The organism is Psychrobacter sp. P11F6, assembly GCF_001435295.1.
GTDB lineage: Bacteria > Pseudomonadota > Gammaproteobacteria > Pseudomonadales > Moraxellaceae > Psychrobacter.
The window spans coordinates 3,332,435-3,352,439 of the sequence record NZ_CM003594.1 but is presented as its reverse complement, the minus strand read 5'-3'; the positions used below and the strand labels follow the sequence as shown (position 1 = coordinate 3,352,439).

Sequence of the window (20,005 nt, the reverse complement as noted above, 5' to 3'; positions counted from 1 at the left end):
AAATAAAATCATAAAAAAGCCCTCATAATATTATGAGGGCTTTTTTATGATTAGAATTTAAGTATCTAAAGAGTTTTTTGAAAGACTTTAGAATTACGACCATTATGGTATTTTTCTTGACGCGATGCAGGTAGCGCGCTGGCCTCGACTTCGGCAAAGCCTTGCTCAACGAACCAATGTGCCGTCCGTGTTGTCAACACAAACAACTTGTGCAGACCATGACTGCGCGCTTGTTGCTCTAAAAATGCCAGTAAGTCTGCACCGCGACTACCGCTACGATAATCGGGATGTACGGCGACACAGGCAACTTCTGCTGATTCTGTATCCAATGGATATAGCGCTGCGCAGCCCAAAATCATACCATCACGCTCGATGACACTATAATTATCAATCTCTTGCTCTAAGCGTTCGCGTGAGCGGCTGACTAATATGCCTTGCTCTTCTAGCGGTGATAACAGCTCAATCAGTCCGACCACATCGTCAATATTGGCACGACGAATCTCTTCGTAAGGGTCATGGCTGATAAGAGTGCCAGAGCCATCGCGAGTGAATAACTCTTCTAATAAGGCACCGTCTTTGGCATACGAGATAATATGGGTGCGATGGACGCCTTGGCGGCAAGCCAAACTGGCGCAATTTAAGAAATAATTGATCTCGCAATTTAAATCACGATCACGTAAGAAGCGATCGACTTCATTAGGAATCATCTCCCTTAATAAGCGATCATCGTCATTGATGCCTGCTTCTTCACCTAAGAAGATAAGCTTATCAGCACCCAGTGCCACGGCTGCACTGAGCGCCACATCTTCAGCTAGCAAATTAAAGACTTCACCAGTTGCTGAATAACCCATTGAGCCTAAAATCACAATATGGTCGTGTAGCAGGTTGTTTTTGATGGCCTCAACATCGATAGAGCGCACTTCGCCAGTCATTTGGTAATCGATACCATCACGGATACCGTAAGGACGTGCGGTCACAAAATTGCCTGAAATGGCATCGATGCGTGAACCATACATAGGTGAATTGGCCAGTCCCATCGACAGCTGTGCTTCGAGTTGCAGGCGAATAGCGCCTACCGCTTGTAAAATAGCAGGCATCGCCACGCGCGGTGTAATTCGAATGTCTTGATGCAGTGGGGAGGTAATGTCAGCATCTTTTAAGTTCTTTTCGATTTGCGGTCGCGCTCCATGTACCAATACCAGCTTGATACCTAAGCTATGCAGTAGCGCAAAATCATGAATAAGGGTGCTGAAATTTGGATGATTGACCGCCTCACCACCAAACATAATCACGAACGTTTTGCCGCGATGGGTATTGATGTAGGGGGCAGAGTTACGGAACCAATGGACATATTCAGGGTTAATTTGGGGCATGGCGCTAGTAGTCATAATAAGGGCAATAGTAGTGAGAATAAGAAAAGGGGCGTAGCAAAAAATGCCTATCGCTAAAGAATTACCATAGCAAAAAACGCCGTTATGAGCTATCTTTTATTTCAGTAGTATCAATCAATTTTTATCACGGATGGAGGATATACACAACCTCAACACGGGGTTAGTGTACGTACAAACACTTTTTGCTATGCTAAGCGCTATTGCTTTACAGGCGATGAACGAAGATAATCAATAAAAATAAGAATTTTATACGATAAGCTTACCAGCTATGACAATATAGACGCCAGCAGCGCTTGCCATTAGCTGTCACTACAATCAGCCGCGATACTAGGTCTGCCAATACTATAACAGTCAATCATTTATAATTAGTTATGTTTCTTATAGCATGTTTCTTATAAGTGGGTGTGTTCCGTCTAAATTGTGCTGCCTGTAAACGATTCAATATACACCAAAAGTCATTCAATTTTTACCAGCTGCGTTTTACCGACATATTAACCAGGGATAATGAAAACCATGAAAAAAAGTAACCAATTTGCTAGCCCATTTAGTGCTTGGAGCGGACATCGCTTATTCCACGTTGTGGCTGGTACGCTCATCGGTGCGATGGTAGTGACGCAAGCCTCGGCAATGCTACCGACGCCAGAACAAGCCGTTGATAGTTCGGCAACTGTACAGACCAATGCTACTAAAAGCAGCAACTCGAGTGCACAAGCCGTCAATAGTAAAATTACCGCGTCATTGATTAGCGTTGATGCAAACGGTCAAGAGGTTTTGGCTCCGGTGAATGCTAGTACGCGCCTGCAATCAGGTAATGTCTTGGAGTACCAAGGTTATTTCACCAATACCAATGCAGATCGCGTCCGTAAAATGACTGTGACGATGAGTATCCCTGAGCAGGTAGAGTTATTGCGTACAGTATCACCTGAATTTCCATACGGCAGTGCGGACGGCAATACTTTTGCCCGTATGCCATTACGTGGAAAAGTGGATAACCAACTGCAAGAAATTCCATTAAAGTATTATAAAGCGGTACGCTGGGATTTAGAGGGTGTGGGTCTTAATGACACCGTAGTGGTTAAATACCGTGCACGTGTGAAATAAGCCAGTCATTTAATATTAAGTATTTTATCAGGGTGATTTATTTAATACTGGCTTAATATTCGTTTAATCATAAAAAGCATCACGGCTCGTTGCTGTGGTGCTTTTTTGTGGGTTGTTAATAAGAAATTTTGGTACGCCGTTGCAAGGCGCTTAAAGCGTTGCGTATTTTCGACTAGATTTTTCTTTGATTAATTGCTTGATGGCAGCCATCTGTGCGGTAGTGGCTTGCGAGCCTGCAGCGATGAGAGCACGGCGCTGGCTGGTATCTAGTGAGCTGATATGACTGACCGCAGGCGTAATCAGCACATCAGCACGATCTCGTTCACGCTGCATCGATGAGGCACGATTGGCGCTTGGTGGGGCTACGACATTACTCTCTAAAAATCCCCAAAAATTGCTTAATCCGTTGAGGTTTAATTTTTTATCAAGTGTAGACACACCGCTAATATTGTTAATACCAGTATCTGTCACATCAACGGCAATAACAATATCAGCGCCCAAATCACGGGCGCTATCGACAGGTACTAGGCTGACCACGCCACCATCGATATATTTTTTACCGACCTTTTCGGGAATACGTGGCGCAATAAAAATATTTGGTACGCTACAGGATGCCTGAACGGCAAGCCCCGCATCACCAGTGGTAAAAATGGCTTTTTTCAAAGTATGCTTCTCCGCCGCGACTGCTGCAAAGCGGATGGGGAAATCCTCTATTGCTCGTCCATCGACTTTATCGTTGATAAAGTTCTTGAGTTTGATACCCTCGATGACACCTTGATTGGATAACACAAAATCTGTCAATTCGCTATCTGTAGTGGTCAGTGCCAGTTGCTCAAGTTGTACTGGTGTGTAGCCGCTGGCATATAGGCCACCAACCAAGCTGCCGACGCTAGTGCCAACGATGAGCGTTGGTTTGATACCATTTGCTTCTAGTGCTTTAATCACCCCAACATGGGCGAAGCCTTTGGCACCGCCGCCGCCCAATACTAACGCCACATTAAGTGGCGCTATTTCAGGTGCTTCAGGTAACGGCTGCGCTGGCGTTAGAGCGCTACAAGCGCTGATAGATAATCCGAGTACGGCAATTAAGCTGGTGCATAGCATTCTCATACTATGTCGCACTTTTAAACTATGGAGAGGTTGTCGATACTGGGCAGGAGGGAACATAAAAACACCTTATAAAATGACCATAATACGGAAAATAAGACATCAGTTATTGATATGATACAAATGAGCCGTTTGACTTTCAGGCTTTTTGACGCAGTATTACTAAATAGCTGAGCATAAGCAATTGTATTGTCAGCTATAATGAAATGAGTCGGTGTTTTGATGTGTCCTGTTGATGACAGCTGCTTTATAAAAACTGTCATCATCTACGGTATATTGAAAATACTTGAATGAGTATATGAAAACTAAAAATAATATCGTTAGGATCTTTGATGTCAGTATTGGTGAACGCTTCTTTATCCAGCCCAACAGACCATTTTAGGTCTGAGCTGCCACTCTCAGCGCTAGATATGCCAGTGACGGCACTGGCGGGTGTGGGATTAAAAGTCGCAGAACAGTTGGCGCAATTGAATATTAAACGAATATTTGATTTATTGCTGCATCTGCCACGTGATTATGAAGATCGTAGCCGACTGCTGTCTATAGCAGAGGTGGGGCACGGGCAGTCTGCGTTGATTACTGGGCGTGTGGTGCACGTCGATACCAAGCGCAGCGGTATGACAGTCGTGGTAGATGATGATACGGGCACCATATCGCTACGGTTTTTTAAGGTTTATCGTGGTCTTGCACAAACCATGAGCTTAGGGACGCAGCTGCAATTATTTGGCGAAGTCAAAGTTAGCCGTTATGGTAAGCAAATCCACCATCCTGAATATCAAATTCTCAGTAGTAATGAGACGGTAGTAAATACCGGTTTGCAGCCCATTTATCCAAGTGTTAAAGGTTTGCATCAAAATAAGCTGCGTACCTTAATTAAGCTGGCATTACAGACGGTTCGCAGTGAAGGCTTACCAATGACGCTGTTTACTCCTACAGACTTTGCAGTCGTGGCTGACTTGCCATTAGCACCTTTTGAACCGACGAAGACAGTAGTAACAGAGGCGGAGTATCCAGAAGATATATTCTCGACACTGGCGCGTAGTGTGCCAGATAATACGACTGGTCATAGCGTTAGTAGTGTCAATAAAGCCAATGTCTATGATGCCAATAATAATACAAACAGTGATATCCATACAGTCGCTAATAGAACAGTTAATAACAACGTCTATAACCTGACGATATTTGAAGCCTTAGTATTACTGCATACACCGCCGACTTATACCGACGCCGGACGACAATATCAGCTACTCACCCAGTTAAGTGCCCGTACTCATGCAGCATGCCAACGTTTGATTATTGAAGAATTAACCGCCCATCAGCTCAGCTTGTTATATCGTCGTCAGCAACTGCATCAGCATAAAGCACCCAAATGTGCCACGCAAAGTCCATTGGCTGATAAGCTATTTGCCGCATTGCCGTTTGATTTAACGGGTGCCCAGCAACGAGTCATGAAAGATATTACGGCTGATATGGCAACGTTCATCCCAATGCTGCGGTTGGTGCAAGGTGATGTGGGCGCGGGCAAGACTCTGGTCGCAGCGGGTGCAGCCGGTTATGCGTTAGATAGTGGCTGGCAAGTGGCTGTTATGGCACCCACAGAAATTTTAGCAGAGCAGCATTTGGTCAATTTCAAACAATGGTTTGAGCCGTTAGGTATCGGTGTTGGCTGGCTTGCTGGTAAACAAACGGCGAAGCAGCGCCGCGAAGCATTGGAAGCAGTCGCAGAAAATACGGTGCAAATCGTGGTCGGTACTCATGCACTGTTTCAAGAGCAGGTGCAGTTTGCCAAATTGGGCTTAGTTATTATCGATGAACAACATCGCTTTGGTGTTGAGCAGCGTATGGCACTGACCAATAAAGGGGTGGCGAATAGCACGCCACATCAACTGATTATGACTGCCACCCCGATTCCGCGCACGCTTGCGATGAGCGTGTACGGTGATATGGATACCTCTATCATTGATGAATTGCCACCGGGGCGTACGCCAATTACTACGGTGACCATTGACCGTAATCGACGCGATGAAGTCATTGAGCGGATTGCGGTTAATTGTGAAGCGGGTAGGCAAGCGTACTGGGTTTGCTCGTTGGTCGAAGCGTCTAGTGTGCTAGATGCGCAAGCCGCTGAAGCTACTTATGAGGATTTAAATGAGCGCTTGAATATTCGCATTGGTCTTGTCCATGGCAAGATGAAATCCGTTGACAAACAAGCCATCATGCAAGAATTTAAAGCTGGCAATTTGGATTTGTTGATTGCAACGACTGTCATTGAAGTCGGTGTCGACGTACCTAATGCATCGTTAATGGTCATTGAAAATGCCGAACGATTAGGTCTATCGCAATTACATCAGCTGCGCGGGCGAGTCGGGCGTGGCTCAACCAAAAGCTATTGCGTACTGTTATACCAAAAGCCATTATCAGAGACAGGTACAGAGCGCTTAAATGTCCTGCGTGATAGCACTGATGGTTTTGTCATTGCCCAAAAAGATTTGGAGTTGCGTGGTCCCGGTGAGTTATTAGGCAAACGTCAAACGGGTAACGTCGGTTATTATTTGGCTGATCTGATACGTGACGAGCAGCTGTTTGCCATTGCTCAGCGTTTAGCCAAACATTTAATTGCAGATCCTATGCGCAAGGCAGATGTCAGCCAACTGATTCACCGCTGGATGCCTGAGGCGAGTCGTTATACTAATGCCTAAGGCGTATAGTCAATTCAATCGGTTATCCTCTAAATGGGCTAAAAATGGCTAAATTAATAGCAAAAAAGAGGACAGCCAATGCTATCCTCTTCTATTCTTTGACGTAAAGCCATCATCTGGAAACAAAGCTATTTAGCTTTTTTCGACTTTTTCAATGACTTCTTAAGATCTTTGAGGTCTTTCTTTTTCTGCTTAATTTTTGCTTTGGTATCTTTAATTTCTTGCTTAAGCTTCTTTACGTCTGATTTATTAGCCATGATGGATTCCTTTATTAGTAGAGTTATCTTAATAATGACAAATTACCCCATAAATACAAGTCTAAACTGTAGGGCGTATGTATCATTAGTTTTTACGAGTGATTGTTCCAAATATAATGGTCGCATCTTAATCTATTCAATATGACAATATATTTTTTCATTGGCTGAATAAGTTTTAAGCAAGGGATTTTGTGCGAAGAAGACTTATGCAATGAACTGGGAATACGCTGTCTTTTGTCTTTACTTATCGTTCACTTTATAATCTTTGCTACTAATAATCTTTATTAAGTTCAATATCTTACTATGTCTTTATTTTTATGTCTTGATTACTATCAACAATTGACTATGTAGATACTTAACATAATTGAACCAATGACGAGATAGTCTACAATGATAAAAGACTATTTTGATAAGCTCTGCCTGCATCATTTTGTTTCCCTTATACTTTTTACGGCGTTAGTACCGTGCTTATTTATAGAGACCGACTATGAGTGATTTTGAACACCCTAATAATAAGCAAGCATTGACTAGCGAGCAAGAAACCAACATTGAGCCACCTCAACCATCTGAGCTACCACCGTATCGCCAGTCTGATACTTTGTCTAAAAAAACTTCTTCAAAATTACCGTTATGGTTGTTACCCGTATTGGCAGCCGTGCTTATCATTGGTGTGCTACTTGGAAAGTATTGGGGCGGGAGTGATAAAGCCGCGACCGATGAATCGCCAGTTTCTAGTCGTACTTCAAGTGATGGTGCCACTGCAAGCGCTAAGAGTACTGAGCAGGCGGTATTATCAGTAGAGACGGTCAGCCCAAGCCAAGATGATATTGGTAACACACTCAGTGCTGATGGCACCATTGATGCCAAAGATACGGCGAATGTCAGTGCTAAAGTCAATGGCGTGGCTATCGAGCGTATATTGGTCGAAGAAGGTGATCGCGTCAAAGCGGGTCAAGTATTGGCGATATTTGACACCGATGCTATGGAGCAGCAAGTCTTGCAAGCAGAGGCAGATGTTGCCGAAGCAGAAGCGACGCTTGCCAATGCCAGCGCTGATGCTGCTCGTGTATTGCCACTGCTTGATATTGATGCCATTAGCAAACAAGAAGCCGATCGCTATCGCACTGCAAAACTTCAAGCACAGGCTGCGCTACAAGCCTCCAAAGCGCGTCTGAGCACTCAGCGCTTGAGTGTAGATAATGCAACAGTGGTCGCACCAGTCAGTGGTGTCATCAGCGAGAAAATGGCGGAGGTCGGTATGGTTGCTGGTGGCGAGCCATTATTTACTATCATCAAAGGTGGTATTTTGGAATGGCGTGCAGATATTGATCCCAAGCTTGTCGGTGAAGTCAGTGTCGGGACGCCAGTACGGGTGAGCTTACCAGATGGTGATACGGTAATGGGGAAAGTGAGCCGTATAGCACCAACGGCGGACAACAACCGGCAGATTACTATCTATGCGAGCTTGGCAGCCAATGCAAAAGTACGGGCAGGTATGTATCAAACGGGTGAGTTCCTATTAGGCAGTGCCAGTACGCAAACGGTGCCCAATAGCGCTATCGTCAGCAACGATGGCTATGATTATGTGATGCTAGTAACCAATGTGACCACTCAAGATGGTCAGACCATGGGTCGTATCAAGCAACAACGAGTGACATTGGGCGAGCGACTTGGCGAAAATGTGGCAGTGCTAGAGCCATTGCCTAGTGACAGTCAAATTGTCAAACAAGGCGGCAGCTTTTTAAATGATGGAGATTTGGTGCGTATCGTTGATGGTGTTAGCCAAACGAGTACAGCAGCGCAGGCAAAACCATGAGTTTAAATGTTTCTGCTTACTCGATAAAAAATCCTTTAGTTGCCATTTTGCTGTTTATATTACTGACGTTAGGCGGTATTTATGGCTTTATGAAAATGAAGGTGCAGCAGTTTCCTGATATTGATTTACCTGCAGTTGTGGTCACGGTGACTTTACCAGGCGCCGCGCCATCACAGCTCGAAAACGACATCGCAAAAAAGATAGAAAACAAGCTTACGAGTATTGAGGGTATCAAGCATATCCGCACCACGTTACAAACGGGTGCTGCCACCATGGTCACAGAGTTTGTGTTAGAAAAGGATATTCAAGAAGCGGTCGATGATGTGCGCTCGGCCGTAGGCGAGGTACGCGGCGATTTGCCTGCCGCTGCCAATGACCCTATTATTACTAAAGTTTCAACCGCAGGATTCCCCGTTGTCACTTATTCTGTGGCTGCTGAAAACATGAATGTGGAAGACTTGTCTTGGTTCGTCGATGATACGGTCACCAAGCGTCTTTCTGACATACCGGGTGTCAGTACGGTTAGCCGTATTGGTGGTTTGCAGCGTGAGATTACCGTCGCAGCTGACCCGATTACCTTGAGTGGTCTTAAGCTTTCTATCACACAACTATCCAATCAAATCACGGGTATTCAGCAGGACAGCTCTGGTGGTGAAGCAGAAGTGGGCAAAACCACCCAGACGATTCGTGTCCTTGGTGCGGTGGAGCGGGCAAGTGAGCTCAATGATTTACAAGTGGCAATCCCAGCAGGCGGCACGCAAGCGCTTGGACGTATGGCACAAATCACAGATGGCGCGGCTGACCCAAGCTCTATTGCTAAGCTTGACGGGCAAACGGTGGTGGCATTTAACATCACCCGCTCGCGTGGTGCCAGTGAAGTCGAGGTCATGGAGCTGGTTGATGCAGAGCTTGCCAAGCTGTCATCCGATGTAGGTAATATCACTATTGAAAAGGTCTATGATCGGGCAACGCCCATCGCTGAAGATTATCAAGCTTCTTTACGGATGCTGATCGAAGGTGGTCTGTTAGCAGTCGTCGTCGTATTCTTATTTTTGCGCAATATTCGGGCGACTATAGTTGCTGCTGTCGCCTTGCCGCTATCAGTGATTCCCACCTTTTTAGGTATGTACTTATTTGGCTTTAGCCTCAATATTATATCTTTGTTGGCGTTGTCGTTAGTGATCGGTGTATTGGTCGACGATGCGATCGTCGAGGTCGAAAATATCATACGGCATTTACGTATGGGCAAGACACCGTATGAAGCGGCGATGGAAGCGGCTGACGAGATTGGCTTGGCGGTAGTCGCGACCACCTTTACTTTGATTGCCGTGTTTTTACCCACCGCTTTTATGGGCGGTATCGTTGGACAGTTTTTCCGTCAGTTTGGCTGGACGGCTGCATTATCGATTTTTGCGTCTTTGATGGTCGCGCGTCTTATCACGCCGATGATGGCAGCGTATATATTGCGACCAGAGAAAAAACACGTTGAGAAGCAAAGCGCGCTGATGGGTTGGTATCTCAAAATAGTGGCATGGACACTGCATCATCGCTGGCTGACGATGGGTGCAACTTTAGTGTTATTCGTGGCGTCACTGATGCTTGTCAAACTACTACCAACATCGTTTATTCCTGATAATGACATTGACCAAACTCGTGTGGCGATTGAGTTGACACCTGACGTTGCGCTGGAAGACACAGAGCGCGTTGCTGCGCTGGCAAGTGAGCGTATTTTAGCAATGCCTGAAGTCACCAATATTTTTACCTCAGTCGGTGAGGCTCAGGCTAGCATGGACTCAAACTCTAGTGGTGGCAAGGCCGAAAATATAGCAGGTCTAGATATCGTGCTAGCACCGCGTGCAGAGCGCGGCTCTAAGCAAGAGATTGAACGTCAAATAAGTAGTTTGTTGGCAGAAGTCCCAGGCGCGCGCTTTACCGTCGGTTTGTCGAGTGGTGGAGAGAGTGGTTATAACTTCTCTATGACCAGTACCAATCCGCAATTGCTTGAACAAACCGCTCAGCAAATTATGTCAGAGATTCGAGGGCTGCCCAGTGCTAGCTCCGTGACCAGTGACCGCAGTTTGCCGCGTCAAGAGTTAACGGTGACGCCAGACAGACTGGCGATGGCGGATAAAGGGGTGACCACGCAAGACATCGCTACGACGTTACGAGTGGCGACGGTGGGTGACTATGAGCAGCGTTTATCCAAGCTCAATTTGGATACGCGGCAGATTCCTATCGTCATTCGTCTACCAGATGTTGCCAAACAAAATGTCAGTCAATTAGAAGGTCTATATGTACCGAGCTCGTTACCCGCAGGACAGGGTGTACGTGTGGGTGAAGTCGCGTCATTGGACTTTGGCACTGGGCCTGCGCAGATTAGTAGACTGGATCGAGAGCGTGCTATTAGTATCACGGTACAACCTGCGAGTGGCGAGCTTGGCGATTTGGTACAAGCGGTCAAAGCAGTTCCGACTATGCAGCAACTGCCGCCTTCGATTACTATCATTGATCAGGGCCAAGCTGAAAATATGGCAGAGCTTTTTAGTGGCTTTATCATTGCGATGTCTGTCGGTGTGGTTTGTATTTTAGGCGTGCTGATTCTACTTTTTGGTCGTTTGTTGCAGCCTTTTACCATTCTGATGGCATTGCCATTATCTATTGGTGGTGCCTTTGTCGGATTGGTTATTACCAATAGCAGCTTGTCGATGCCTTCGATGATTGGCTTCATTATGCTCATGGGTATTGCGACCAAAAACTCAATCCTGCTGGTCGATTATGCATTGATTGCCCAGCGCCGAGGTTTGGCGCGTTTTGAGGCTATTATCGATGCTTGCCGCAAGCGGGCGCGTCCTATTATTATGACCACCATTGCGATGGGCGCGGGGATGTTGCCCTTAGTCTTCGGTTGGGGTGATGCCGATCCAACCTTCCGTCGTCCGATGGCCGCTGCGGTATTGGGTGGTCTGGTGACTTCGACGTTATTAAGCCTTGTGGTGATTCCAGTGGTTTATACTTTGATGGATGATTTGTCAGGATGGTTTGCTAAATGGCTCGTACCTAGTGGCAAAGAGCAGACAACAACAGATAGTAAACTATGATTTAACGGATTTATTTGATCATACCTATGACATAGCGTTAGCAGTGAGAATGCTATGTATAAAATAGACGAGCCTATATTTATTGATTAAGTATGGGCTTGTTGTCATTATATAAGAGAGTAATTATAAGAGCACAATCACAAGAGCACAGTCACAAAGGATGTGATGGCTCTATTATTTATACAGCAAAGGAATGTTACTATGAATCAAATGTCCCTCTCGACAGTCATACTGTCCTCTCGAAAGCCGCTACTAGCCTTATGCCTAAGCATGTTAGGTATCGCCAGCAGTCAGGCGATGACTTACGATATCGACCCCACTCATACCAATGTACGCTTTGCTATTGACCATTTTAATACCTCTACCAACACAGGTGGCTTTTATAATATCACTGGGCAGCTAGATTATGACCCAGCGGCTAAGACCGGTAATATCTCGTTAGTAATTCCTCTGAATAGCCTAAATACAGGCAATACAGCATTTGATATTGCGTTAAAAAGCGCAGATTTTTTCGATATTGAGCAGTTTCCACTGGCGCAATTTGAGTCTACCAAATGGTATTTTACGACTGATGGTAGTGGCTCAAATGTCAGCAAAGTTGATGGTATGTTGACACTACATGGCAAGACTAATCCCATTACGCTAACGGCTACCAAGTTCAATTGCTACCTAAATCCAATATTAAAAAAACCAGTTTGCGGTGGGGATTTCACAACGACCATTGATCGAACGAAATGGGGCATCAGCAAATATACGTTATTGGGTATTACTAAAAAAGTTCAGCTAAACATTCAGATTGAAGCGGCAAGGCAGTAGTTTGACCGCGTTGAAGTTGAGGAAGTCTCAAGAATGTTTATCGCTAATAAAATCAATAGAAAGCAATTCTCTATTTATATTATCAAAAAAAGGGCTGAGACTTAGAAAATAAGTTTCGGCTTTTTTAATGAGAGAACCCTTAGATTCGTTAGTTAGTTTATCGAAATTTTCTTTATGCTTTCTTTAGCGTAGCTCATTTTTCTACAGGCTTATTTTTTGCTGAATGATCCTATCGAGTAAGTCGTAAAGTCTCCGCTATCCAATCTCATGGCATACCATAACTCCATTAACATGAATTATATTCATCTTATATTTAAATAGTATCGTTTTTATTCATGTAATAGTTTAGGTATGATTCACCTCATACACAAATTTGGTTTTATCTCAAATAATGAGAGTAGATTAGGGTAGCGGATTATCATGAGTAAAGAATTTAGCTGTGCAATTAAGCGCATTCGTTTTGATGAAAACTATCATCCTGCAAATAGCACGCGTCTGACGACAAACTTTGCGAATCTGGCGCGTGGCGAGCATCGTCAAGAGAACTTAAGCAAAACGTTAAGAATGATAAATAATCGTTTTAATGCTTTGGCACATTGGGATAATCCCACCGCAGATCGTTATTCTGTTGAGGTTGATATTATTTCTGTCGACATGGATGTTGCAGGAAATGGCGATACTTTCCCTATCATTGAGATGCTGCAAACAACGATTGTGGATCATAAAGAGAACACCCGTATTGACGGTATGATTGGTAATAGTTTCTCATCTTATGTGCGCGATTATGACTTTAGCGTCGTCTTATTAGACCATTTCGACAAACATCCATTATCTGCGCCGCCAGTAGATTTCGGTGACTTACACGGCAAGCTGTTTCAGTATTTATTGAATTCAGACGCTTACCAAGCTAATTTCACTAAAAATCCTGTGATTTGCTTGAGTGTTTCCACCAGTAAAACCTATCAACGTACGACTAATCAGCACCCTGTATTGGGCGTTGAATACAAACAAGATGGCTGCTCTTTGAACAAAGGGTCACTAACCGATGAGTACTTTTCCAAAATGGGCTTAACCGTTCGCTACTTTATGCCTACGGGTAGCGCCGCGCCATTAGCGTTTTATTTTGCGGGTGACTTGCTGAGCGATTACACCGATCTTGAGCTGGTCAGTGCGATTAGTACCATGGAGACGTTTCAAAAAATCTACCGACCTGAAATTTATAATGCCAATTCGGCAGCCGGTCAAGTGTATCAACCGAGTTTGAAGTACCAAGATTATTCCCTAACGCAAATCGTCTATGATCGCGCAGAGCGTAGTCAGATGGCCGTGACACAAGGTAAGTTCACCGAAGAGCAGTTCATCAAGCCATACCAAACCATTCTTAATGAGTGGGCAGCAAGCTATGATGTAAATGAGCATGCGGCAGAAGCATGTGCGAATAAAGAATACGCTGCCTAAACATGCTCAATCTGGCTGAAATGAGAATACCAATAAATAAGAAGATGAATCGTATGACAATATTATTACCGACACAAAAGTTATTACCGACGTCAACGGCTGGCAGTTTACCGAAACCTTCTTGGTTAGCAGAACCTGAAAAAATCTGGTCACCTTGGGCATTAGAAGGTGAGCAACTGCTTGAAGCCAAACAAGACGCACTGCGTTTGACATTGCAAGAACAAGTGCATGCAGGCATCGATATTGTCAGTGATGGCGAGCAAACTCGTCAGCATTTTGTGACCACCTTTATTGAACATCTGGATGGCGTCGATTTTGAGAAGCGCGAGACCGTGCGCATTCGTAATCGTTATGATGCCAGTGTGCCGTCAGTTGTGGGCGCGGTAAGCCGTCAAAAGCCTGTATTTGTTGATGATGCTAAGTTTTTACGTGCGCAAACCGATCAGCCGATCAAATGGGCACTGCCTGGTCCGATGACCATGATTGATACCTTATATGATGGTCATTATAAAAGCCGTGAAAAATTGGCGTGGGAATTTGCTAAAATCTTAAATCAAGAAGCCAGAGAATTAGAAGCGGCTGGGGTGGATATTATCCAATTCGATGAACCGGCATTTAATGTGTTCTTTGATGACGTCAACGACTGGGGTATTGCCACGTTAGAGCGTGCCATTGAAGGTCTAAAGTGTGAAACGGCGGTGCATATCTGCTACGGCTACGGCATCAAAGCCAATACCGATTGGAAAAAGACATTGGGTTCAGAGTGGCGTCAATACGAGCAAGCATTCCCTAAATTGCAACAGTCGAATATTGATATTGTCTCTTTAGAATGTCAAAACTCACATGTTCCCATGGATTTGATTGAATTGATCCGCGGTAAAAAAGTGATGATTGGTGCCATTGATGTGGCAACCAATACCATTGAAACCCCTGAAGAAGTGGCCAATACACTACGTAAAGCCTTGCAATTCGTCGAAGCGGATAAGTTGTATCCTTCGACCAACTGCGGCATGGCACCACTATCGCGCCAAGTGGCACGAGGTAAGCTGCAAGCATTAAGTGCTGGCGCGGCAATTGTGCGTCAAGAACTGACCGTTTAGGATTTATTAAATAAACTGATGCAAAATTTAGCTTTTATAGGTTGGGTTTTTAACCCCGCCTACACTAGCTTGTTTAAACTCATGATTGACCTCAGTTATCAATGAACTTAAAGATTTAAAATTTAGGAGTTAAGTCATGATTGAAGCCACCGATTTTAGAGATGGTATGTCTTTGTTAACAACAGCGGTCAATGTTATTACCACAGAAGGCAGCGCTGGTACTCATGGATTTACCGCATCTGCGGTGTGTAGCGTTACCGATACACCGCCAACCTTGCTGGTTTGCATGAACCAGACGTCTCGCTCACATGCCCATTTTATTGAAAATAAAACGTTAAGTGTCAATGTTTTAGGCGCACAGCACGAATCAATATCTAACGCTTTTGCCTCCAAATTGAGTTCACAAGAGCGATTTGAATATGGCTCTTGGTCACCGCTCAAAACAGGCGCTCCCGTTTTAGAAGATGCGTTGGTCAGTTTTGATTGTGAGATTGAGGACATTCAGCAAGTGGGCACGCACAGTGTTTTCATGTGCCGAGTGGTCGCCATTAGACAAAGTGAGCAAGAGGAGAGTTTGGTGTATTTTAATCGTGCCTATTCTCGGGTTGGTCAAGTGGATCAAGCAGAAATCGCTTAAGTTGGCTTTTTAACTGATTGATTGTCACTGAACTAAAATAACCATCGTACTAACTCTACATAAGAAGTAAATATCCCGTGGAATTAATCGTTTTTTTAATCATAGGCGCGCTAGCAGGATTTGCTGCAGGGCTATTTGGTGTGGGCGGTGGCACAATTATCGTGCCATTATTATTCATTGTCTTTACGCAAATGGGTTACAGCCCTGACAATATCATGCATTTGGCATTGGGGACGTCATTGGCGACCATCATTGTCACCTCGATCAGCTCGCTCATGGCACACAATAAAAAAGGCGCAGTCATGTGGCCTGTCTTTAAAAATCTGGCACCAGGCTTAGCGATTGGTTGCTTTTTAGGGGCAGGGATTGCAGGGCAGATATCTGGGCTGTATCTTCAGCTCATCGTTGGGGTGTTTTTGCTTTGGGTCGCCTACAAGATGTTTTTCGGTGGCAAAAAACAGGTTGCTAATCATGCTACCAATTCTAGTAGTACCGACGATGCTAATACACAACTGCCTTCGAAACCTAAGCAGCTCGCAGCAGGTGGGGTTATCGGTATCGCTTCTGCCATTTTCGGTATTGGTGGCGGTAGCTTAACCGTGCCTTATCTCACGCGGTATGGTGTTGTGATGCAAAAAGCCGTTGGCACCTCAGCAGCTTGTGGTCTGCCGATTGCTATTGCTGGTGCATTAGGTTTTATGTTTTTTGGGATGCAGCAACGAATTGATGTGCCTAACACCATTGGCTTTGTACACATTTATGCCTTTTTAGGGATCAGCATCATGAGCTTTTTTACCGCCAAGCTAGGCGCGAAAGTTGCTCATATACTATCACCGCAATTATTGAAAAAATGCTTTGCGTTGTTATTAACGGTTGTGGGATGCTATTTCCTTTATAAGGGGCTGGTTTAAGTCTTTATATTGGCGCGTTTACACTGCAACGTTTAGATCGTTCAAAAGTCTATTTTGAGTGGTTCTGTTATATCAGTCTGTTTTAAGTGGTCTATTAATGGATTTAAAGGGTGAAATGTCTGGTTCTGTTGGGGCATACTTTTTTGTTTTTCAGAATGATCTTTGGAAAGAGAAAATCATTTGTCCTAGAGTCTGATAGCAACTTAGAGGTTAGCGGTACAAGCACTGATAGGTTATTCAAAGAAGGTTTGCTAATCTCCCTTTCTAACCCAAAACCTCTCTTATTTTTTATGGCTGTATTTCCGCAATTTATCGATACTGAGCAAGCCTATCTTTCTCAATTTCTAATTTTAGCTTCAGCTTTTTGCCTACTGGTCTTACTGATCCATTTTTGCTATGCAGAAGCATTTGCTTTAGCCAGTCGATATCTATGGAAAGCTCAAGATAACCTATAGTTAATTACAAAAATAGGCGGTGCAACATTAATGCTCATTGCCGTTCTATTGTGTGTAAGTGTAGTGCTCACTCTCTAAAAGCATCCTATGGTTAATACGAGATTGTCATAAACTTTTTTTAAATATAATAATCAGCCATAACTTTCTAGGCCAACTACATGACTCCTATATACACTGCATTGGCTGTACTGGTTACTTTTATTTGGGGTGTGAACTTTACTTTTATTGCATGGGGGCTTGAAAGCTTTCCACCGCTAATGCTCACCGCCCTGCGTTTTTTCTTTACCGCTGTGCCACTGGTTTTCTTTCTGAAGCCGCCCAAATTTAACCGTACATTACTTATCTATGCTATCGGTACGTTTGTCATGCAGTATGCTTTTGTCTTCACTGCCATGCACTTAGGGGCATCAGCAGGATTGACGGCACTATTGCTACAAATTCAAATTTTTATTACCGTATTGTTGGCGTATTTTATACTGGGTGAGGCAGTGAGTCGCATGCAAATCATCGGTATGCTGGTCGGTGTGCTAGGGCTTAGCGTCATCGCGTTGAACCTTGGTGGTGATATGCCTCTGGCTGGGTTTATCTGTATCTTGATTGCGGCCATAGGCTGGAGCTTTGGTAACATTGCTTCAAAACAGGCGTCAACACAAGCGACGCAGCAAAGATCAGACGGGGCTATTATTCCGTCTAATACTAGAAGGAATAAGGCATCCGCATTGTCTGCTCTCGCTCTCGTGGTTTGGGGTGGTCTGATCGCTTGCGTGATTTTAACGCTATCTTCTCTCATATTTGAGACCGAGGCATGGCAGCTGGCGACGTTTAACGAGGCATCGCTTAAGTCTTGGTTATCACTTGGGTTTATCGTGTATGTCTCAACGCTGATAGGCTTTGGACTGTGGGCGCATCTGCTTAGTCAAAATACGGCTTCTAAGGTTATGCCGTTTGCTCTATTGGTGCCAGTATTCGGTATGACAACCTCAGTGCTGCTTACAGGAGAGGTCGTGACATGGTGGAAGATGCTGGCAATGATATTGATATTGTCGGGGTTGGTGCTAGCGAATATAAAAATGAAAATGGGAAGAAAGCGCCAGCCAATATGATATTAGCTGTTCTTATTCCTATAACAGCGCTTACGGTAAATAAAAATAAAAATCCAAACGCTCATAGCCGAAGGTTCAAGTCCTTACTAGGGTGCCGAACCTTCATATCTAGCATCAGTATGTCGACTTCTTTGATATGACTATCTAAGATAAAACCTACGCTGTTTAATCTTTAGTGCTGTCCACCCAAGAAAACTCTTCTAAGATACGCATCCATTGGTCGTCTAATTTAGCTTTTAGCAATAACGGCTCACCAGTGACGGGGTGGCTAAGCGCTAAAGTCTGAGCATGCAGCAACATGCGCGTACAATCATAGTGAGTACGAAAAAATCGTGTGTGCCGTATATCGCCGTGGCTGGTATCACCCACGATATGATGGAATACATGTCGCATGTGCCGACGCAGCTGATGCTTGCGCCCAGTCTCGGGTGTCAAGCGCACAAGACTATAGCGGCTCGTGTCATGCTTTTTTGATACGGCAAATGGTAGTTCGATTTGTGCCAAACTTTGCCAATGGGTCACCGCCTCTTGAGCGGGTTTGTCCAAATCAGCAAACTTATCGGCGATGGCATCGGGTTGAAAGCTCAACGCATAATCAACGGTGCCTTGTTCTGACATATAGCCGCGCACCACGGCTAAATACTGCTTGGTAACTTTGTGTTCAGTAAAAGCCTCGCCAAGGCTGCGCGCCACGGCTGAGCTCTTGGCAAACAATAATACGCCCGATGTAGGCTTGTCTAACCGATGCACCGGAAATACATGACAACCTACCGCATCACGGGTGAGCTGCATGGCAAAGCGTGTCTCGCCTTTATCCAGCCAACTGCGGTGCACCAATAGACCAGCCTCTTTATTAATTGCCACCAGGAATTCATCTTCATAGATTATTTCTATTTGGTTAGTGATTTGATTGGCGGTGCCGCTTTCGATATCCATGTTCTCATTGTCCATACTGTAGATACAGTAATTATATAAGTGATTGAATTATATAAATTACTGATATTTTTCTATTTCGTTATTCACAAAAAAATCCTTCGCTATCTTATTCTTACCAGATAGCGAAGGACTCGGTGCAAAAAGTAAATAATTGATTGTCAGTGAGTAATAAAGTATCATACTGAGATACTCGTAAAGTATTGATTTTGCTACTTATGAATTAACACTAAAAATAATAAAATATCATACTGGATGATAGTAATCAGAACTTTAAGTTGCATTTTGGAGTAATAAAGTATCATACTGAGAAAGTACTAATCTATACTATATTCAAATCATTGATCTTAGCTGAATAACTAATGTTTTAAGCACTTTCTGGGGTTTTATATCACCTATGCCTATACAGGTTCTATCTTAATTCATCTCATATTCTTTAATTGCTCGTTGAACAATTTTACTATTATCATTCGATAACTTATCAATTCCATATCCCTGCTTAGCTACTTCCGCTCTAACATAAGGCGACTTATCTTCGATCATTACATCTAGCCTATACCCTTGCCTTGCTACAGCTACTCTAACAGCAGTTATTTTGTCTTTATATAATACATCTAGACCATAACCCTGCTCAGCAACAGCTTCTCTAACATAATAAGAGCGATCTTTTATAAAGCCTGATAAATTATAACCTTGTTCAGCTACCTCTCTACGTACGCTATCATCTTTATCATTAGCGAGATAACTTAAGCAATAACCAGCATGAGCTACCATTTGACGAACTTCAGTTCTTGAGGATTTAGACAGCTCAACCATCCCCTTTTGCTGTTCAATTAATAGTGATGCCCAATGTAAAGCGCTCCAATCATCCTCAGGTAGCTCGGATGCTGTTTTATTCCATTCTTCAAACTTTCCGTAACTTTTTTTGTTGTCCTCTAAGTATTTATCTATAGGTGCCCAGTCTATTTCAGTTATAAAATAAACTGCTTCGCAAAGCTCTTCTACTGATTCTTTTAGATCTCTAATGTGACCATTCGTCCCATCCCCTAGTAGAAAGTAGTTACCAATTATTCGGAAGTAAACACCACTTTGCTTAAAAAAATCAACTTCTAGCATCATACCC

Annotated in this window: 16 protein-coding genes; 11 read left to right on the top strand and 5 right to left on the bottom strand. The window is 44.0% G+C overall.

What is annotated here, in order from left to right:
• Nucleotides 1-65: 65 nt before the first annotated feature.
• Nucleotides 66-1,388: an amino-acid N-acetyltransferase gene (argA, locus tag AK822_RS13865; protein ID WP_045445754.1), complete on the bottom strand. Its 1,323-nt coding sequence runs from the start codon at nucleotides 1,386-1,388 to the stop codon at nucleotides 66-68.
• A gap of 516 nt (nucleotides 1,389-1,904) precedes the next feature.
• Here argA and AK822_RS13860 point away from each other — a divergent pair.
• Nucleotides 1,905-2,492 carry a hypothetical protein gene (locus AK822_RS13860; protein ID WP_060492054.1) on the top strand — a complete coding sequence of 196 codons (588 nt, stop codon included), beginning with the start codon at nucleotides 1,905-1,907 and terminating at the stop codon, nucleotides 2,490-2,492.
• Nucleotides 2,493-2,642: 150 nt separating this feature from the next.
• On the opposite strand, the gene AK822_RS13855 is transcribed toward AK822_RS13860, so the two are convergent.
• Nucleotides 2,643-3,602, bottom strand: coding sequence for a patatin-like phospholipase family protein (locus tag AK822_RS13855; protein WP_060492053.1), 960 nt, complete (start codon nucleotides 3,600-3,602; stop codon nucleotides 2,643-2,645).
• Nucleotides 3,603-4,009: 407 nt separating this feature from the next.
• Between AK822_RS13855 and recG the strand changes: the two genes are divergently transcribed.
• Complete coding sequence (gene recG / locus AK822_RS13850; protein WP_087945730.1) at nucleotides 4,010-6,298, top strand: ATP-dependent DNA helicase RecG; 2,289 nt, start codon at nucleotides 4,010-4,012, stop codon at nucleotides 6,296-6,298.
• Between the two features lie 128 nt (nucleotides 6,299-6,426).
• On the opposite strand, the gene AK822_RS15200 is transcribed toward recG, so the two are convergent.
• Entirely contained in the window at nucleotides 6,427-6,555 is a 129-nt protein-coding gene (locus tag AK822_RS15200) for a hypothetical protein (RefSeq protein WP_265088293.1), read from the bottom strand.
• A gap of 487 nt (nucleotides 6,556-7,042) precedes the next feature.
• Here AK822_RS15200 and AK822_RS13845 point away from each other — a divergent pair, with 487 nt between their 5' ends.
• The 9 genes from AK822_RS13845 (at nucleotide 7,043) to AK822_RS13805 (ending at nucleotide 17,949) form a co-directional block, all read left to right on the top strand.
• The gene (locus tag AK822_RS13845) at nucleotides 7,043-8,371 is read left to right on the top strand and encodes an efflux RND transporter periplasmic adaptor subunit (RefSeq protein WP_060492051.1); all 1,329 of its coding nucleotides are present in this window, start codon (nucleotides 7,043-7,045) and stop codon (nucleotides 8,369-8,371) included.
• Entirely contained in the window at nucleotides 8,368-11,469 is a 3,102-nt protein-coding gene (locus AK822_RS13840; RefSeq protein WP_060492050.1) for an efflux RND transporter permease subunit, read from the top strand. The genes AK822_RS13845 and AK822_RS13840 overlap by 4 nt, the downstream gene beginning before the upstream one ends.
• A 201-nt stretch (nucleotides 11,470-11,670) precedes the next feature.
• A complete protein-coding gene (locus AK822_RS13835; protein WP_060492049.1) occupies nucleotides 11,671-12,285 on the top strand; it encodes a YceI family protein in 615 nt (204 codons plus the stop codon).
• A 420-nt stretch (nucleotides 12,286-12,705) separates the two neighbouring features.
• On the top strand, nucleotides 12,706-13,743 hold the full coding sequence (locus tag AK822_RS13830) for a DUF1852 domain-containing protein (protein ID WP_060492048.1): 1,038 nt from the start codon (nucleotides 12,706-12,708) through the stop codon (nucleotides 13,741-13,743).
• Nucleotides 13,744-13,796: 53 nt separating this feature from the next.
• Nucleotides 13,797-14,843 carry a methionine synthase gene (locus tag AK822_RS13825; RefSeq protein WP_060492326.1) on the top strand — a complete coding sequence of 349 codons (1,047 nt, stop codon included), beginning with the start codon at nucleotides 13,797-13,799 and terminating at the stop codon, nucleotides 14,841-14,843.
• A 136-nt stretch (nucleotides 14,844-14,979) separates the two neighbouring features.
• Nucleotides 14,980-15,480: a flavin reductase gene (locus tag AK822_RS13820; protein WP_060492047.1), complete on the top strand. Its 501-nt coding sequence runs from the start codon at nucleotides 14,980-14,982 to the stop codon at nucleotides 15,478-15,480.
• A gap of 77 nt (nucleotides 15,481-15,557) precedes the next feature.
• The gene (locus AK822_RS13815; RefSeq protein WP_060492046.1) at nucleotides 15,558-16,391 is read left to right on the top strand and encodes a sulfite exporter TauE/SafE family protein; all 834 of its coding nucleotides are present in this window, start codon (nucleotides 15,558-15,560) and stop codon (nucleotides 16,389-16,391) included.
• Nucleotides 16,392-16,501: 110 nt separating this feature from the next.
• Entirely contained in the window at nucleotides 16,502-16,846 is a 345-nt protein-coding gene (locus tag AK822_RS15295) for a LysE family translocator (RefSeq protein WP_060492045.1), read from the top strand.
• A 158-nt stretch (nucleotides 16,847-17,004) separates the two neighbouring features.
• Nucleotides 17,005-17,949, top strand: a complete 945-nt coding sequence (locus tag AK822_RS13805) for an EamA family transporter (RefSeq protein WP_060492044.1) — start codon at nucleotides 17,005-17,007, stop codon at nucleotides 17,947-17,949.
• A gap of 165 nt (nucleotides 17,950-18,114) precedes the next feature.
• Here AK822_RS13805 and truC read toward each other — a convergent pair whose 3' ends face one another.
• Entirely contained in the window at nucleotides 18,115-18,885 is a 771-nt protein-coding gene (gene truC, locus AK822_RS13800) for a tRNA pseudouridine(65) synthase TruC (protein WP_060492043.1), read from the bottom strand.
• A 414-nt stretch (nucleotides 18,886-19,299) separates the two neighbouring features.
• A complete protein-coding gene (locus AK822_RS13795) occupies nucleotides 19,300-19,998 on the bottom strand; it encodes a hypothetical protein (RefSeq protein ID WP_060492042.1) in 699 nt (232 codons plus the stop codon).
• Between the last annotated feature and the right edge of the window lie 7 nt (nucleotides 19,999-20,005).

Coding starts and splice junctions, on each gene's coding strand:
- AK822_RS13860 (WP_060492054.1), top strand. CDS start 1,905: ATGAAAAAAAGTAACCAATTTGCTAGCCCATTTAGTGCTTGGAGCGGA.
- AK822_RS13795 (WP_060492042.1), bottom strand. CDS start 19,998: ATGCTAGAAGTTGATTTTTTTAAGCAAAGTGGTGTTTACTTCCGAATA.
- recG (WP_087945730.1), top strand. CDS start 4,010: ATGCCAGTGACGGCACTGGCGGGTGTGGGATTAAAAGTCGCAGAACAG.
- AK822_RS13825 (WP_060492326.1), top strand. CDS start 13,797: ATGACAATATTATTACCGACACAAAAGTTATTACCGACGTCAACGGCT.
- truC (WP_060492043.1), bottom strand. CDS start 18,885: ATGGATATCGAAAGCGGCACCGCCAATCAAATCACTAACCAAATAGAA.
- AK822_RS13835 (WP_060492049.1), top strand. CDS start 11,671: ATGAATCAAATGTCCCTCTCGACAGTCATACTGTCCTCTCGAAAGCCG.
- AK822_RS13840 (WP_060492050.1), top strand. CDS start 8,368: ATGAGTTTAAATGTTTCTGCTTACTCGATAAAAAATCCTTTAGTTGCC.
- AK822_RS13830 (WP_060492048.1), top strand. CDS start 12,706: ATGAGTAAAGAATTTAGCTGTGCAATTAAGCGCATTCGTTTTGATGAA.
- AK822_RS13855 (WP_060492053.1), bottom strand. CDS start 3,602: ATGAGAATGCTATGCACCAGCTTAATTGCCGTACTCGGATTATCTATC.
- AK822_RS13820 (WP_060492047.1), top strand. CDS start 14,980: ATGATTGAAGCCACCGATTTTAGAGATGGTATGTCTTTGTTAACAACA.
- AK822_RS13805 (WP_060492044.1), top strand. CDS start 17,005: ATGACTCCTATATACACTGCATTGGCTGTACTGGTTACTTTTATTTGG.
- AK822_RS13845 (WP_060492051.1), top strand. CDS start 7,043: ATGAGTGATTTTGAACACCCTAATAATAAGCAAGCATTGACTAGCGAG.
- AK822_RS15200 (WP_265088293.1), bottom strand. CDS start 6,555: ATGGCTAATAAATCAGACGTAAAGAAGCTTAAGCAAGAAATTAAAGAT.
- argA (WP_045445754.1), bottom strand. CDS start 1,388: ATGACTACTAGCGCCATGCCCCAAATTAACCCTGAATATGTCCATTGG.